Origin of the sequence: Janthinobacterium sp. SUN137 (assembly GCF_030587265.1) — a bacterium.
GTDB classification, from domain to species: Bacteria; Pseudomonadota; Gammaproteobacteria; order Burkholderiales; family Burkholderiaceae_D; genus Janthinobacterium; species Janthinobacterium kumbetense.
The window spans coordinates 1,008,085-1,022,384 of the sequence record NZ_JAPWHZ010000001.1 but is presented as its reverse complement, the minus strand read 5'-3'; the positions used below and the strand labels follow the sequence as shown (position 1 = coordinate 1,022,384).

The window sequence follows — 14,300 nt, the reverse complement described above, 5'->3', positions numbered from 1 at the left end:
GCCTTACAATCTGGGCATGAGCTCCAGTTCCCCGCAAGCATCCCCTTCATCGATTCCCCGTTCCGTCTACCTCGGTGGCCTGGCCATCGCCGTGGGCGGGGCGGTACTGTTTTCCACCAAGGCCATCGTCGCCAAGCTGCTGTACCGCTACCAGATCGACGCCGTCACCCTGATCGCCTTCAGGATGATCTTTTCGCTGCCCGTGTTCGCCGTCATCGCTTGCTGGAAGATGCGCACGGAGCCGCCGCTGTCAAACAGCGACCGTTGGCGCCTCGTCGGGCTGGGCCTCGTCGGCTACTACCTGTCCAGCTATCTGGATTTCCTGGGCCTGCAATACATTTCCGTGGGGCTGGAGCGCCTGATCCTGTTCCTTACACCTACTTTCGTGCTCCTGATTACCACCGTGTACTTCAAGCAGCGCATCAGCCGCCTGCAATGGCTGGCCCTGTTCACCTCCTACTGCGGCATCGTGCTGGTGTTCGTGCACGACTTGCAGGGCGGCGCCAGCAACGTGGCGCTGGGCTCGACTCTGGTGCTGGGCTCGGCCTGTGCCTACGCCGTGTACCTGCTCGGTTCGGGCGAGCTGGTGAAGCGCATCGGCTCGATGCGCCTCGTCAGCTATGCCATGTGCGTGGCCAGCTTTGCCTGCATCGCCCAATTCTTCATCCTGCGCCCCGTCGAGCTGCTGATCCAACCCATGCCCGTGTACGGCTTGTCTTTGCTCAATGGCATCTTTTGCACGGTGATGCCCGTCTTCATGACGATGATTGCCGTCGAGCGCATCGGCGCACCCGTCGCTTCGCAGGCCGGCATGATCGGCCCCGTGTCGACCCTGTTCCTGGGCGCCATGATCCTCGATGAACCGATCACCAACTGGCAACTGGCTGGCACCAGCCTGGTATTGGCCGGCATTTACTTGCTGTCGAAAAAGAAATAATTCCTCCACCCACTGAAAATGTCCCCACCATGAAAACACGCATCGCCCTGATTGCCCACGACAAGAAAAAAGATGACATGATTACCCTGGCGGGCGAATACCTGGATTTTCTCAAGGGCTGCGAACTGTCGGCCACGGGTACCACGGGCGGCCGCCTGATCAATGAGCTGGGCCTGGCGGTCGAGCGCAAGCATTCCGGCCCGTTCGGCGGCGACTTGCAGATCGGCTCGCTGCTGGTGGAAGGCTTGATCGATTGCGTGATCTTCCTGCGCGACCCGATGACGCCGCAGCCGCACGAGCCGGACATCAACGCCCTGGTGCGCGCCTGCGACGTGCACAACGTGGCGTGCGCAACCAATCTGTCGTCGGCACACTTGGTGCTGTCGCAATTGCAGGCGCGGGCCAGCGCTGCCGCCTGACGTTTTCCCGATTCTTCTTCAAGGAGCATATTGTGAGCGCAACGATTACCACCAAAGCCATCCGCGTACAGCGCGTGGGCGGCCCGGACGTGATGGAATATGTGGATGTGGAACTGCCGCCGCCGGGTCCCGGCGAGGCGCGCGTCAAGCACGAGGCCATCGGCCTCAATTTCATCGATGTGTATTTCCGCACGGGCTTGTATCCGCAGCCGCTGCCCAATGGCCTCGGTGTCGAGGGGGCGGGCATCGTCGAGGCGGTGGGCGAGGGTGTCACGGAAGTGAAGGTGGGCGACCGGGTGGCGTATGCGGCGCGCATCAATGGCGCGTATGCGCAGCAGCGCAACCTGCCGGCGGCCCTGCTGCTGGTGTTGCCCGAGCGCATAGGCTTCGATACGGCCGCCGCCATGATGCTGCAAGGCTTGACGGTGCAATACCTGTTCCACCGCACGGTGGCCCTGAAGGCGGGCGACACCATCCTGTTCCACGCGGCCGCGGGCGGCGTGGGCCTGATCGCCTGCCAGTGGGCGAAAGTGCTGGGCGTGAACCTGATCGGCACGGCCGGTTCCGATGAAAAGGCGGCGCTGGCCAAGGCGCATGGCGCGGCCCACGTCATCAACTACAACACGGAAAACTTCGTCGAGCGCGTGCGCGAGATCACGGGCGACAAGGGCGTCTCCGTCGTCTACGATTCCATCGGCAAGGATACGTTTACGGGTTCGCTCGACTGCCTGGCGCCGCTGGGCATGATGGTCAGCTTCGGCAACGCGTCCGGTCCCGTGCCGGCCTTCACTTTGAGCGAACTGGCGTCGCGCGGCTCGCTCTTCATCACGCGTCCGGCCCTGTTCAGCTATGCCTCGAACCGCGCGAATCTGGAAGAGATGGCGACCTCGCTGTTCGGCGTCGTCAGCAGCGGCGAAGTGCAGATCGAGATCAATCAGCGCTACGGCCTGGCTCATATCGCCCAGGCGCATACGGACCTGGAAGGGCGCAAGACGACCGGTTCGACCATCATCGTGCCATGAGCGGCGGCAATGATGGCACGCCGAAGTTCGGCCGCCTGCTGATCGTGCTGCTATTGGCCGTGGCCCTGATTGGCGCGCTGACCTTTGCCGCTGAAGCGTATTATTCGTAGACATAAAAAAACCGGCTTGCGCATCGCTGCACAAGCCGGTTTTTTTAGTGTTGCCAGATAATTACTCTACCTTGACTTCCACTTTACGGGGCACGCCGCTCTGGCCGGGGAAGTCGGCAAAGGCGCTGGCGACCATGGCGGGCATCACTTGCGACGTGGCGCGCTTGTTGCTGGTCGATTGCACGGTCACGTCGTACAGTTTCTTGCCGTTGCGGTCATTGATCGTCACGCGCAATTCGCGTTCGTATTTATGGCGCACGCTTTCTTCCACGTCCATCGGGCCATACCAGTAGGGGTTATAGCCAAAGCGGCCATAGCCTGGCCAGGCACCGTAGCGGTAGCCGTAGCGGCCAGGCCAGTAGCCGGGGCCATACCAGAATGGGTCGCTGGCTTGCAGCACGCGCTCAGGGTAGTCGACGGTGGAAAACTGCATTGCCACGCGCAAATTGGCTGCCGCAGGGCCGGACGCTTCGCCGAAGCCATGTTTGGCCAGTTCCGCGCGCACCAGGTTCTGGTAGCTGCGGTATTCCAGCGTGTCGTCTTCGGCCGCCGGCGCTTCAAATGCATACGATTTGTCCTGCAATTGCGCAGGCCACTCATGGAAGACGGTCACGTCGCTGCGTATGGTGGTGGCGCATCCGGTGAGCAACACGGTCAATGCGGCCATCATGATGGTGAGATATCGTTTCATTGCATGACCTCCTGATTAGTAGACGCAATTCATCGCTTAGTATTATAAGAATAGTTCTATTTGTTTCTATTCATTATTACAGAATGTTACCTGACATGTCTGCGTGTAAGGGAATCCAACATTCCTGGCCTGAATCGCGACTATCGGGGGCTGGTGTTGGTAAAATAGGCTTTTGCCTCCGCTCCCACCCAAATCCCTATGCGCACAGACAGCCCTCAGACGATTTACCGCAAAGATTACACGCCGCCCAGCTTCCTGGTCGACAGCGTCGAACTTGGTTTCGATCTCGATCCCGCCCGCACAGTGGTGGCGAGCCGGATTCAAATGCGCCATAACCCGGCCAGCACCAGCCGCAGCATCGAATTGCACGGCGAACACATCGAATTGGTGCTGGTGCGCCTGAATGGCAAGGTATTGAAGCCGTCGCAGTACAAGTTGACGGCGAGCATGCTGACCATCCCCAAGGCCCCGGACGAGGTGACGCTCGATATCGAAACCGTGCTGGCGCCGCAGGACAATACCTCGCTGTCCGGCCTGTACGTGTCGAACCATAATTTCTTCACGCAGTGCGAGGCGGAAGGCTTCCGCCGCATCACCTTCTTCCCTGACCGCCCGGACGTGATGGCCAAGTACACGGTCATGCTGCGCGCCGACAAGGACAAGTACCCGGTGCTGTTGTCGAACGGCAACCTAATCGAAGAGGGCGACCTCGGCGATGGCCGCCATTACGCCAAGTGGGAAGACCCGTTCAAGAAGCCGTCCTACCTGTTTGCCCTGGTGGCGGCGCGCCTGGTATGCCAGGAAGAGCGCTATACCCTGAAGTCGGGCCGCGAAGTGCTGCTGCAAGTATGGGTGGAAGACGGCAACCTGGATAAAACCGACTACGCCATGCAGTCGCTGAAAAACTCGATCCGCTGGGACGAGGAGCGTTTCGGCCTGGAACTGGACCTGGACCGCTTCATGATCGTCGCCGTGGGCGATTTCAACATGGGTGCCATGGAAAACAAGGGTTTGAACATCTTCAATACCAAGTATGTGCTGGCCAATGCGCGCGTGGCGACGGACGTCGATTACGCGGGCATCGAAGCGGTGGTGGGCCACGAATACTTCCATAACTGGACCGGCAACCGCGTGACGTGCCGCGACTGGTTCCAGCTGTCGCTGAAGGAAGGCTTGACGGTGTTCCGCGACCAGGAGTTCTCGGCCGACATGATCGGTACGGACACGGGCCGGGCCGTCACGCGCATCGACCAGGTGCGTACTCTGCGCCAGGCGCAGTTCCCCGAAGACGCGGGCCCGATGGCGCATCCCGTGCGTCCCGATTCCTTCGTCGAGATCAATAACTTTTATACGGTCACGATCTACGAAAAGGGTGCCGAAGTGGTGCGCATGTACCAGACCCTCGTGGGCCGCGACGGCTTCCGCAAGGGCATGGACCTGTATTTCGAGCGCCACGATGGCCAGGCCGTGCAGTGCGACGACTTCCGCGCCGCCATGGCGGACGCGAATGGCCGCGACTTCAGCCAGTTCGAGCGCTGGTACAGCCAGGCGGGTACACCTGTCGTGACGGCATCCACGCGCTACGATGCGGCCAGCCAGACGTTCGAGCTGATCCTGGCGCAAAACTGCCCCGCCACGCCGGGCCAGCCGAAAAAACTGCCTTTCCACATTCCCGTCACCGTCGGCTTGCTGGCCGCCGATGGCCGCGACCTGCCGCTGCACGTCGATGGCGTCGTGTCGAACGGCGCTGCCAGCGTTGTGCTGGAACTGACGCAAGCGTCGCAGACTTTCCGCTTCACGAATGTGACGGAGTTGCCCGTGCCGTCGCTGCTGCGCGACTTTTCCGCGCCCGTGGTGCTGGAATACGATTACACCGACGCGGAATTGCTGCACCTGTTCCGCCACGACAGCGACCCGGTCAACCGCTGGGAAGCGGGCCAGCGCCTGGCTATGGAGCGCCTGCTGAAACTGACCGGCGCCGTCGCCGCCGGCGAGCCCCTGGCGCTGGACGACACCTTCATCGAAGCGCAACGCGCCTTGCTTGCCGACGAAACGCTCGATCCTGCCTTCCGCGAACTGGCCCTGATCCTGCCGTCGGAAACCATCATCGCCGAGCGCATGGCGCAAGTCGACCCGCAAGCGATCCACGCGGCGCGCCAGTTCATGCGCCGCACGATTGCGGCCGCCTTGAAACCTGAACTGCTGGCGCAATACCACGCCAACCAGACGCCGGGCGAGTACAGTCCCGACGCCCTGTCGGCGGGCAAGCGCGCGCTGAAAAACCTGGCCCTGTCCTATCTGCTGATCGCGCCGGACGCGCAAGAACTGGCCCTGGCGCAGCAGCAGTTCGACAGCGCCGGCAACATGACGGACCGCGCAGCAGCGCTGGGTGCCCTGATCCATTCGGGTTCGTCAGCGCATGCGCAGGCGGCGCTGGCCAGTTTCTATGCCGACTTCGAGAACGAAGCGCTGGTGGTCGACAAGTGGTTCGCCATGCAGGCGGCCGCGCCAACGACCGATGTGCAAGCCGTGCGCCAGCTGATGACGCATCCGGCCTTCACCTTGAAAAATCCGAACCGCGCGCGCAGCCTGATCTTCAATTTCACGAACGGCAATCCGTCGCAGTTCCATGCGGCTGACGGCAGCGGCTACGCCTTCTGGGCCGAGCAAGTCATCGCGCTCGACGCCCTGAACCCGCAAGTGGCAGCCCGCCTGGCGCGCTCCATGGACCGCTGGCGCCGTTACGTGCCCGCGCTGCAAAGCCACATGCGCGACGCGCTGGAAAAAGTTGCCGGCCAGGCCAGCTTGTCGAATGATGTGATGGAAGTCGTTTCCAAGGCATTGGCCAATTAACACCGTAAAAAATTTATCAAAAAGCTATTAAAGCAGAGGGATTTCATGAAACGCATCAGTCTTACGCAATACCTGGTTGAAGAGCAGCGCTCGAACAACAGCATTCCGGCCGAACTGCGCCTGCTGATCGAAGTCGTCGCGCGCGCCTGTAAAACCATCAGCCACGCCGTCAGCAAGGGCGCGCTGGGTGAGGTGCTGGGCACGGCCGACACGGAAAACGTGCAGGGCGAAGTGCAGAAAAAGCTCGACATCATCTCCAACGAGATTTTGCTGGAAGCGAATGAATGGGGCGGCCACCTGGCGGCCATGGCGTCGGAAGAGATGGAATCGATTCACCCGATCCCGAACCGCTATCCGAAGGGCGAATACATGCTGCTGTTCGACCCATTGGATGGCTCGTCGAACATCGACGTCAACGTCTCCATCGGCACCATTTTCTCGGTGCTGAAGGCACCGGAAGGCATGGGCGAGCCGACGGAGCAGGACTTCATGCAAGCCGGCAGCAAGCAAGTGGCGGCCGGCTACGCCGTGTATGGTCCGCAAACCATGCTGGTGCTGACCTTCGGCAATGGCGTGAACTGCTTCACCCTGGACCGCGAAATGGGTTCGTGGGTCCTCACGCAAAGCAATATGCAGATTCCGCCAACGACGAAGGAATTTGCCATCAATATGTCGAACGCGCGCCACTGGCATCCGCCCGTGAAACGCTATGTCGACGAACTGCTGGCTGGCGACACAGGCCCGCGCGGCACCAATTTCAACATGCGCTGGATCGCCTCGATGGTGGCCGACGTGCACCGCATCCTGAACCGCGGCGGCATCTTCATGTACCCGGCCGACCTGCGCGACACGTCGATGCCCGGCAAGCTGCGCCTGATGTACGAAGCGAACCCGATGGCTTTCATCGTGGAGCAAGCCGGCGGCGCCGCCACCGATGGCCAGCAGCGCATCATGGACATCGCCCCGCACAAGCTGCACCAGCGCGTGCCCGTCTTCCTCGGCTCGAAAGACGAAGTGGCCCGCGTCACCGCCTACCACGCGGAGTAAAAGCCGCACTTTTCCACGATTTTCAGCGGCCTGCAGCCGGGCCGCTAAAAAAATGCAAAAAAGTTCGCGTTGACACTAGCAAATTTTGTGCATTGTTTGTAGAATGTGGGTCTTCGCCGTTGTAGCTCAGTTGGTAGAGCAGCACATTCGTAATGTGAAGGTCGCCAGTTCGATTCCGGCCAACGGCACCAAGTTTCATCAGAAAACCCGCTTGCTTGCAAAAGTCAGCGGGTTTTTTGTTGTCCTCGATTTCAGCGGCATGGCATACAGCCTGCTGTGATCAGGGGACACAGCATCTGGACGGCGTCTGTCGCCATCACCTTGCCGCGTACTCGAACCCCGGCGCGGTGCTTTGCCTGGATACGCAGTCTGCAGATTACAATATGGCATTGTCTTTCATATCAACGGAACCTTGCCCATGCCCGACAAAATCTACCAGTACCTGACCTCGCCCGGTGTGGACGATGGCGATACGCCACCCGTGGTCGATCTCGATCTTTACTTTGCGGGCAATGCCGACGAAGAGTCGATCGCGCCGAACCAGTGGGGCTATGGCCGCCCGCCGATTGCGCGGCTGTATGACATGTTCCGCGAGATCGCCGCCAGGCCGGACGTGGAAAAGGTGCTGGTCGGCTTGCACCAGGACTGGTGCGACTATGGCCAGGCGGACGTGGACGCGAAATGCTTCCCGCCGGCGGAAAACGTGCACATCTTCACGTCCGCACGCCAGGACGAGGTGGAAGGCTGGATCGCCGGCATGGAAGCCGACGGCGTCATTCCTGGCTGGCCTTATGGCAAGCCCGCCAACGCTCCTGATCCTTCGGAGGGCTATGCCGTGCTGTCAGTCTGCTGGGACTGAGCGCCGCTCAGAAAGTGTGCCTTATCCCAGCGCCATGCCCGACAAGGTGGCGCCCTTTGTTTCTGCATCGCGTCCCAGGCTGTTGATGGCAAAGTCGGCGATGCCGTGGCGGTCGTTGGCCAGACGGGAGCCGTACGCCAACAGGCCGGCGTGCGCGGCGCGCAAGTCATGTCGTCCAGTGTAGCGGGCGGCGCTTGAACACGGGCCAAAAAATCAGGTGGAGCGGACGCACTGGCCGAAGGACGGGGGCGGCGGCCGGTCACATGGCTTACCATGCAGGCATCGGCGCCAGGGCGCTTTCCTGGCGCGTTTTTCGTTTTTTAGTGCATTGCACGGTATCAGGAGTCATTTGATGGATCAGCCACCACACAGCCGCTTGTTCGGCACCAGCCTGGGATTTTTAGCGGGGTATGTCGATACCCTGGGTTTCATTGCCCTGTTTGGCCTGTTTACGGCCCATGTCACGGGTAACTTCGTGCTGATCGGCGCCGCCTTGGCGGATGCATCGCGCGCGTCCATCCTGTTGAAGTTTCTCGCTTTCCCCGCCTTTATCGCCGGCGTCGCCGTCACGCGCCTGATGGTGCTGGCCGTGGAGCGTCGCGCCGGCCCGTCACTGACCCTGGCGATGCTGCTGCAGTGGGCCTTGCTGGCCGGCTTCATGGTGTTTGGCTGCCTGGCCGAACCGATCGGCAAGGATGTCAGTTCCATGGCCATGGTGGCCGGCTTGCTGGGCACGGCCGCCATGGGCGTGCACAGCGCCACCAGCCGGCTGCTGCTGGCGCACCTGGCGCCCACTTCCATGATGACAGGTAACGTGACGCAGATCGTCATCGACACCGTCGACGTGCTGCGCGGCGCGGCCGATGGCGCCACCCATGCGCGCTGCGGGAAGTTCTTCTGGCCGCTGCTGGCCTTTGCCCTGGGCGCCATCGCCGCCGCCTTTGCCTACCTGGCCTTCGGTTTCGTGGCGCTGGCCGTGCCCCTGATTTTGCTGGGGGCCCTGATCGTAGTGCAGCAGCGTAGCGGGCGACCTGCCGTGCCTGCGGCTTGAGCGCGGCCTTGCGCGGCGCGCCGCGCCGTCACCCTGTATTGCGCCCTGTTCGCGGAAATCCTCTGCCCGCTGCTGGTCGCCGCCGGTTTGCTGACGCGCCTGGCCTGCCTGCCCCTGCTGGGCGTGTCGATGCTGCTCGTGCACCCGGACTGGAGCATCGCAGACGGCCAGTTCGGCTGGTTGCTGATCATCGTCTTCGGCACGATTGCCATCGGCGGCGCGGGCAAGTATTCGGTGGATGCGCGGTTGCGCCGTTAAATGACGAATTCCCGCCGCACGGCAGGCTTGTGCGCCAGGAGCAGCGACAATTTCTTCAATGCGCTGGCCAGGCGCGCGCGGTCGCGGATGCTGCCCAGCGAGATGCGGATGGCGTTCGGCGGGCGGTTGTCGTAGAAGGCGTCGGACGCCGTGACGGCCACGCCCTGGGCGCGGGCGGTGGCGGCCAGCTCGCGCGAGGTCCAGTAGCCGGGCAGCGAAAACCACACGTGGATGCCATCGCTGCGCGGGTGAGTGGCGCCCGTCAGGATGGTGCGGATGACGTCCTGGCGCGCATCGGCTTCGCTGCGTATGCCGGCCAGCAGCGCGTGCGCGGAGCCGTCGTGTATCCATTGCGTCGTCAGCGCCGTCGTCACGGGCGTGGCCATCAGGCTGAAAGAGCGCAGGGCGTCCAGGAAGCGTTCGCGCAACTGCGTGTCGGCGATCAAGGTATAGGCCATGCGCAGGCCCGGCGCCAGGCATTTCGACAGGGTGGCGATGTAGGATACGTGGGCGGGGGCGTAATGCGCCAGGGGCGGTGGCGCATCGGACGCCAGCAGCCAGTACGGATCATCCTCGATGATGTGCATGCCGCAGCGCTGGGCCACTTGCGTGATGGCCAGGCGGCGCGCGGCCGGCATGGTGTGCGCCGTGGGATTCTGCAGGGTGGGATTCAGATACACGAGGCGCGCGCGGTGCTTGCGGCCAGCTTTTTCCAGCGCTTCGGGCAGCATGCCGTCCGCATCCGTTTCCACGGCCACGGCCTTGCGGTTCAGCTGTCCCGCCGCCGAGCGCAAGCCCGGATACACGGCCGGCTCCGTCAAGATGGCGTCGCCGGGCCGGCTCAGGGTCAAAATCAGCGCCGCCAGCGCCGCCTGCGCGCCGGGGCAGGCGACGACGTGTTCCCCATCGACATTGCCGAACATAGGCGCGAGCCAGGCGGCGCCCGCCGCGCGGTCGGCCTTGCTGCCGCCGCCCAGGTGATAACTCATCAACAGATCGCTGTCCGTGCGCATCAGCACCTGCGCCACGCCCTGTTTCAGCAGGTCGTCGAAATCCACGCCCACGGGCGGCGGCGGGATGTTCATGCTCAGGTCCAGCATCTGCGTCAATTCCACCTTCGGCGCCGCCACGTAGGTGCCGCGCGCGCCGTGCCCTTCCAGCAGGTTGCGGCGCTTGGCTTCGTCGTAGGCGCGCGTCACTGTCGTCAGGTCGACCTGGAACAGGGCGGCCAGGCTGCGCTGCGGCGGCAAGCGGTCGCCCGGGCGCAGGCTGCCGCCGGACAGCGCGCGCTCGAGCATGTCGGCGATCTGCAGGTAGCGCGGACCGCCGTGCTGCACGAACGGCGTGATCCATGCGCTTGCATGGTCATCTTTTTGTATGGATTTAGACGGAGGCATTTTGTCTTGATGTATGTATTTTAGTGCCTACATTATGCGTAAAATCTGCATAAAAATCCATGCATTTGTATGGGGCCGGCTTTCTCGTCAGGGCGGACCATGCATCAGGCAGCGTTACTCCTCGCCCGCCGCACCAGGCCGGCGCGGACTGTTATTTCTGGCAGGCATTTAAGTCTGGCCTTCAAGGTGTGGCAGCGCACGGTGGCGTATGGCAGGCGCGGTTAAGGTAGTGCCAACAGCTTGCTGCTGATCCAGAGTTTGATATGGCTCAGCCCGGCAGCGTTTAGCCGCTTCTTTTTCCCAGAAGCGAGGAGAATCATGATTCGGTCACGGCATCGAGCATGGTTGAAATTATTCACTGTTAAAGGAAACCATCATGAACGCGATTGAAAAAACCAGCTCCGATATCAACGGCACCGCCCAGGATACCCGCCAGGACTTGCACCGCACGATCGACAAGGTGGCAAGTCAGGCCCAGCCCCTGGCCGACAAGATGGCCACGCGCGCCCACGACGGCGTGGACCAGGTGGGCGACCGCATCGACCAGGTCAGCGACAGCGTCAGCAAGGCTTCCGAACGCCTGATGGCGCGTGGCAAGCAATTGGGCGCCGCCTGCCAGCGCGCCGGCGAGACGGGCCGCGATTACGTGCGCGAACGGCCGGCCGTGTCCCTGCTGATTGCGGCAGCGGCCGGGTATGGCCTGTCGAAATTGCTGGGTTCGCGTAAATAAGTTTTACGCCTTCCTGGTCGGTATTTGTCGTGGGCGCTGTTCCCTTCGCCGTGATGGCGGAGGAAGCAGCGCCCACGCGCATAAGGTAAGTAATCCTCGGGAAATTAGTGTGAATTTATGACGAACAGAACCGGATGCCATGCAAGGCGCCAGCTGCGACGCAGTGCTAGCACTGCTAGCAGCGGGCAACGCCGCAGAGCGCCGGTTACGGAAGTCAGAAATCACAATAATTTATTGGGGGTTACTTCGTAGCAAGCGGTAAAGGAGAGTGAAGATGCGCTCCATTTTGTTGTGGTTGATCGGTGTACCTATTCCCATCATTGTTTTGATTGCCCTGTTCGTGCGCTGAATGAGGGAGTTGTAGCGTTCTCCCGGGGCAGACTACTCACAGGAGATGTAATGGCTACCAACAAGAAAACGCCGTCCACGGACGGTGCTGGTTCCGTATTGAGCAGCATGTCCGGCCCATCCGACAGCAATGCGCCGAACAGCCTGGGCGCGGACAATGACCTGACCCGTGCGCTGCTGCAAAAGACGGCCGCCGGCCAGCAACTGTCCGCCGCCATGGCCGTCAATCCCAAGGAGGAGGGCCAGTATGGCGAGGCGGCGAGCACGCCGGCCGAAGGCGTGCATGTGGCAGCCGGCGAAGCGCTGGCCACGGCGAGCACCACGGGCGAAACGATACCTTCCCCGAAGACGGGCGATGGCCAGCCCGCGCTGGGCGAGAATGCGTTGAATAATTCGCTGGATCACTCCCGCAGCGACGACAGCGGCTGCGTGCTGACGACCAATCAGGGCGTGCCCGTGGGCGACAACCAGAATTCGCTGAAGGCGGGCTTGCGCGGCCCCACCCTGATGGAAGATTTCATCCTGCGCGAAAAGCTCACGCACTTCGACCATGAGCGCATCCCCGAGCGCGTCGTGCATGCGCGCGGCTCGGCCGCCCACGGCTATTTCGAATGCTACAAGGAGCAAAGCAGGCACACGCGCGCCGCGCCGTTCGCCAAGGCGGGCAAACGCACGCCCGTCTTCGTGCGTTTTTCCACGGTGGCCGGCGAACGCGGTTCTACCGATACGGCGCGCGACGTGCGCGGCTTCGCCGTGAAGTTTTATACGGACGAGGGCAACTGGGACCTGGTCGGCAATAATATCCCCGTCTTCTTCATCCAGGATGCGATGAAGTTCCCCGACCTGATCCACGCCGTCAAGCCCGAGCCGCACAACGGCATGCCGCAGGCGGCCAGCGCGCACGACACCTTCTGGGACTTCGCCTCGCTGTCGCCGGAAATCACGCACATGCTGATGTGGGCCATGTCGGACCGCGCCATCCCGCGCAGTTTCCGCATGATGCAGGGCTTCGGCGTGCATACCTTCCGCCTCGTGAATGCGAAGGGCCAGTCCGTCTTCTGCAAATTCCACTGGTCGCCCATGGCCGGCACGTATTCACTGGTGTGGGACGAAGCCGTCAAACTGAGCGGCGCCGATTCCGACTTCCACCGGCGCGACCTGTGGGAAGCCATCGAGTGCGGCGCGTATCCCGAATACGAGCTGTCCTTCCAGATATTCACGGAAGCGCAGGCCGAAGCGTTCCCCTTCGACGTGCTCGATCCGACCAAGCTGATTCCCGAAGAAATCGTGCCGCTGGTCCCCGTCGGGAAGATGGTCTTGAACCGCAATCCCGACAATTTTTTCGCCGAGACGGAGCAGGTGGCGTTCTGCACGGCGCACATCGTGCCCGGCATCGATTTCAGCAACGACCCGCTGCTGCAGGGGCGTATCCACTCCTACGTCGACACGCAGATCACGCGCCTGGGCGGCGCCAATTTCCATGAAATCCCCATCAATTCGCCGCTGGCGCCGTTGCACAACAACCAGCGCGACGGCATCCACCGCCAGGCCATCAACCGGGGGCGGGTCGCGTATGAACCCAATTCCCTGGCGGGCGGCTGTCCCTTCCAGGCGGGTGCGAAGGGTTTCAACAGCTTTCCCGCCGCGACCGAAGGCGACAAGGTGCGGGGCAAGCCCGAGAAGTTCGCCGAGCACTTCGGCCAGGCGCGCCTGTTCTGGATCAGCCAGACGCCGGTGGAACAGGACCATATCGTGCATGCGTTCCGCTTTGAACTGAGCAAGGTGCAGACGGTGGCCATCCGCAAGCGCATCGTCGCCATGCTGCGCAATGTCGACGAGACCCTGGCGCAGCGCCTGGCCGATGGCCTGGGCCTGGCGTTGCCGCCCGTCATGCCGCGCGCCTCCATGCTGCCGATCCCCACGTATCCACCGTCGCCGGCCCTGTCGCTCTTTTTCCGCCCCGGCAAGACGGGCATCCATACCCTGCGCGTGGCCATCCTGGTGGGGCCGGGCAGCGATGGTGCACAGGTGCGCAATATCTATGCCTCGCTGCTGGCCGATGGCGCCGTGCCGCGCCTGGTGGGCAGCCACCTGGGGAAAGTCGATACCAGCGGCGGTGCGCCGCTCGACGTGGAAATCTCGCTCGAAGCAGGACCGTCCGTGCTGTTCGACGCCGTCGTGCTGCCGGACGGCCAGGGCGCCGTGCAGCAGCTGGGCGGCGACGCCAACGCGCTCGACTTCCTGCGCCTGCAATACCGCCACTGCAAGCCAATGCTGGCTGTCGGTGCGGGCAAGGACTTGCTGGACAAGGCGGGCGTGCCGGTGACATTGCCCGATGGCAAGCCCGATCCCGCCATCATCGTCGCGCCGTCCGGCGACGTGGTGAAAGCCGTGGCGGCCTTCAAGAAGGCGCTGGCCGCGCACCGGGCGTTTGCGCGCGAGACGGACCCGCCGCGGGTGTGAGTGGCGGCATCGGCACAGGGGCCGGATCCGCCGGCCCCGTTGCCTACTGCGTTGCAGGCGCAACGCCATGCAACAATGTAAACAATAAAAACGTCCTGCGGTGATATGCTGCTGA

At 62.6% G+C, this 14,300-nt stretch carries 14 protein-coding genes and 1 tRNA gene; 12 read left to right on the top strand and 3 right to left on the bottom strand.

Features of this window, described 5'->3' with window-relative positions; all coding sequences use genetic code 11:
• Positions 1-16: 16 nt before the first annotated feature.
• The 3 genes from O3298_RS04640 (at position 17) to O3298_RS04630 (ending at position 2,378) form a co-directional block, all read left to right on the top strand.
• Positions 17-937 carry a DMT family transporter gene (locus tag O3298_RS04640; RefSeq protein ID WP_289917050.1) on the top strand — a complete coding sequence of 307 codons (921 nt, stop codon included), beginning with the start codon at positions 17-19 and terminating at the stop codon, positions 935-937.
• Positions 938-966: 29 nt separating this feature from the next.
• Positions 967-1,356, top strand: coding sequence for a methylglyoxal synthase (locus O3298_RS04635; RefSeq protein ID WP_034786684.1), 390 nt, complete (start codon positions 967-969; stop codon positions 1,354-1,356).
• 92 nt (positions 1,357-1,448) lie between these two features.
• Positions 1,449-2,378 carry a quinone oxidoreductase gene (locus O3298_RS04630; protein WP_305058969.1) on the top strand — a complete coding sequence of 310 codons (930 nt, stop codon included), beginning with the start codon at positions 1,449-1,451 and terminating at the stop codon, positions 2,376-2,378.
• A 171-nt stretch (positions 2,379-2,549) separates the two neighbouring features.
• Here the strand turns inward: O3298_RS04630 and O3298_RS04625 are convergent, their stop codons facing one another.
• Positions 2,550-3,179 carry a DUF4136 domain-containing protein gene (locus O3298_RS04625; protein WP_305058619.1) on the bottom strand — a complete coding sequence of 210 codons (630 nt, stop codon included), beginning with the start codon at positions 3,177-3,179 and terminating at the stop codon, positions 2,550-2,552.
• Between the two features lie 198 nt (positions 3,180-3,377).
• Here O3298_RS04625 and pepN point away from each other — a divergent pair, with 198 nt between their 5' ends.
• From pepN to O3298_RS04600, 5 genes are all read left to right on the top strand, one after another.
• Positions 3,378-6,032, top strand: a complete 2,655-nt coding sequence (gene pepN / locus O3298_RS04620; protein WP_305058618.1) for an aminopeptidase N — start codon at positions 3,378-3,380, stop codon at positions 6,030-6,032.
• A 45-nt stretch (positions 6,033-6,077) separates the two neighbouring features.
• Positions 6,078-7,079: a class 1 fructose-bisphosphatase gene (locus tag O3298_RS04615; RefSeq protein ID WP_077408194.1), complete on the top strand. Its 1,002-nt coding sequence runs from the start codon at positions 6,078-6,080 to the stop codon at positions 7,077-7,079.
• Between the two features lie 115 nt (positions 7,080-7,194).
• A tRNA-Thr gene (locus O3298_RS04610) sits at positions 7,195-7,270 on the top strand.
• On the top strand, positions 7,234-7,359 hold the full coding sequence (locus tag O3298_RS04605) for a hypothetical protein (protein WP_305058617.1): 126 nt from the start codon (positions 7,234-7,236) through the stop codon (positions 7,357-7,359). Before O3298_RS04610 ends, O3298_RS04605 begins: the two co-directional genes overlap by 37 nt.
• Positions 7,360-7,497: 138 nt before the next feature.
• Entirely contained in the window at positions 7,498-7,938 is a 441-nt protein-coding gene (locus O3298_RS04600; protein ID WP_289903737.1) for a hypothetical protein, read from the top strand.
• Positions 7,939-7,959: 21 nt separating this feature from the next.
• Here O3298_RS04600 and O3298_RS04595 read toward each other — a convergent pair whose 3' ends face one another.
• Positions 7,960-8,103, bottom strand: coding sequence for a hypothetical protein (locus O3298_RS04595; protein WP_289916983.1), 144 nt, complete (start codon positions 8,101-8,103; stop codon positions 7,960-7,962).
• A gap of 187 nt (positions 8,104-8,290) precedes the next feature.
• On the opposite strand from O3298_RS04595, the gene O3298_RS04590 reads away from it, so the two are divergent.
• Both O3298_RS04590 and O3298_RS04585 read left to right on the top strand, forming a co-directional pair.
• Positions 8,291-8,989, top strand: a complete 699-nt coding sequence (locus tag O3298_RS04590; RefSeq protein WP_305058616.1) for a YoaK family protein — start codon at positions 8,291-8,293, stop codon at positions 8,987-8,989.
• 33 nt (positions 8,990-9,022) lie between these two features.
• The gene (locus O3298_RS04585) at positions 9,023-9,247 is read left to right on the top strand and encodes a DoxX family protein (protein WP_354669656.1); all 225 of its coding nucleotides are present in this window, start codon (positions 9,023-9,025) and stop codon (positions 9,245-9,247) included.
• Here O3298_RS04585 and O3298_RS04580 read toward each other — a convergent pair.
• Positions 9,244-10,644: a PLP-dependent aminotransferase family protein gene (locus O3298_RS04580; RefSeq protein ID WP_289911337.1), complete on the bottom strand. Its 1,401-nt coding sequence runs from the start codon at positions 10,642-10,644 to the stop codon at positions 9,244-9,246. The two genes, O3298_RS04585 and O3298_RS04580, sit on opposite strands and share 4 nt — an antisense overlap.
• A 376-nt stretch (positions 10,645-11,020) precedes the next feature.
• Between O3298_RS04580 and O3298_RS04575 the strand changes: the two genes are divergently transcribed.
• Positions 11,021-11,374, top strand: a complete 354-nt coding sequence (locus tag O3298_RS04575) for a YqjD family protein (RefSeq protein WP_077408176.1) — start codon at positions 11,021-11,023, stop codon at positions 11,372-11,374.
• A 399-nt stretch (positions 11,375-11,773) separates the two neighbouring features.
• Positions 11,774-14,185, top strand: coding sequence for a catalase (locus tag O3298_RS04570; RefSeq protein WP_305058615.1), 2,412 nt, complete (start codon positions 11,774-11,776; stop codon positions 14,183-14,185).
• Positions 14,186-14,300: the final 115 nt, after the last annotated feature.

What these genes read in the sequence shown, in the direction of transcription:
- O3298_RS04600 (WP_289903737.1), top strand. Translation starts at nt 7,498, where the DNA reads ATGCCCGACAAAATCTACCAGTACCTGACCTCGCCCGGTGTGGACGAT.
- O3298_RS04580 (WP_289911337.1), bottom strand. Translation starts at nt 10,644, where the DNA reads ATGCCTCCGTCTAAATCCATACAAAAAGATGACCATGCAAGCGCATGG.
- O3298_RS04630 (WP_305058969.1), top strand. Translation starts at nt 1,449, where the DNA reads ATGGAATATGTGGATGTGGAACTGCCGCCGCCGGGTCCCGGCGAGGCG.
- pepN (WP_305058618.1), top strand. Translation starts at nt 3,378, where the DNA reads ATGCGCACAGACAGCCCTCAGACGATTTACCGCAAAGATTACACGCCG.
- O3298_RS04640 (WP_289917050.1), top strand. Translation starts at nt 17, where the DNA reads ATGAGCTCCAGTTCCCCGCAAGCATCCCCTTCATCGATTCCCCGTTCC.
- O3298_RS04625 (WP_305058619.1), bottom strand. Translation starts at nt 3,179, where the DNA reads ATGAAACGATATCTCACCATCATGATGGCCGCATTGACCGTGTTGCTC.
- O3298_RS04575 (WP_077408176.1), top strand. Translation starts at nt 11,021, where the DNA reads ATGAACGCGATTGAAAAAACCAGCTCCGATATCAACGGCACCGCCCAG.
- O3298_RS04615 (WP_077408194.1), top strand. Translation starts at nt 6,078, where the DNA reads ATGAAACGCATCAGTCTTACGCAATACCTGGTTGAAGAGCAGCGCTCG.
- O3298_RS04590 (WP_305058616.1), top strand. Translation starts at nt 8,291, where the DNA reads ATGGATCAGCCACCACACAGCCGCTTGTTCGGCACCAGCCTGGGATTT.
- O3298_RS04635 (WP_034786684.1), top strand. Translation starts at nt 967, where the DNA reads ATGAAAACACGCATCGCCCTGATTGCCCACGACAAGAAAAAAGATGAC.
- O3298_RS04570 (WP_305058615.1), top strand. Translation starts at nt 11,774, where the DNA reads ATGGCTACCAACAAGAAAACGCCGTCCACGGACGGTGCTGGTTCCGTA.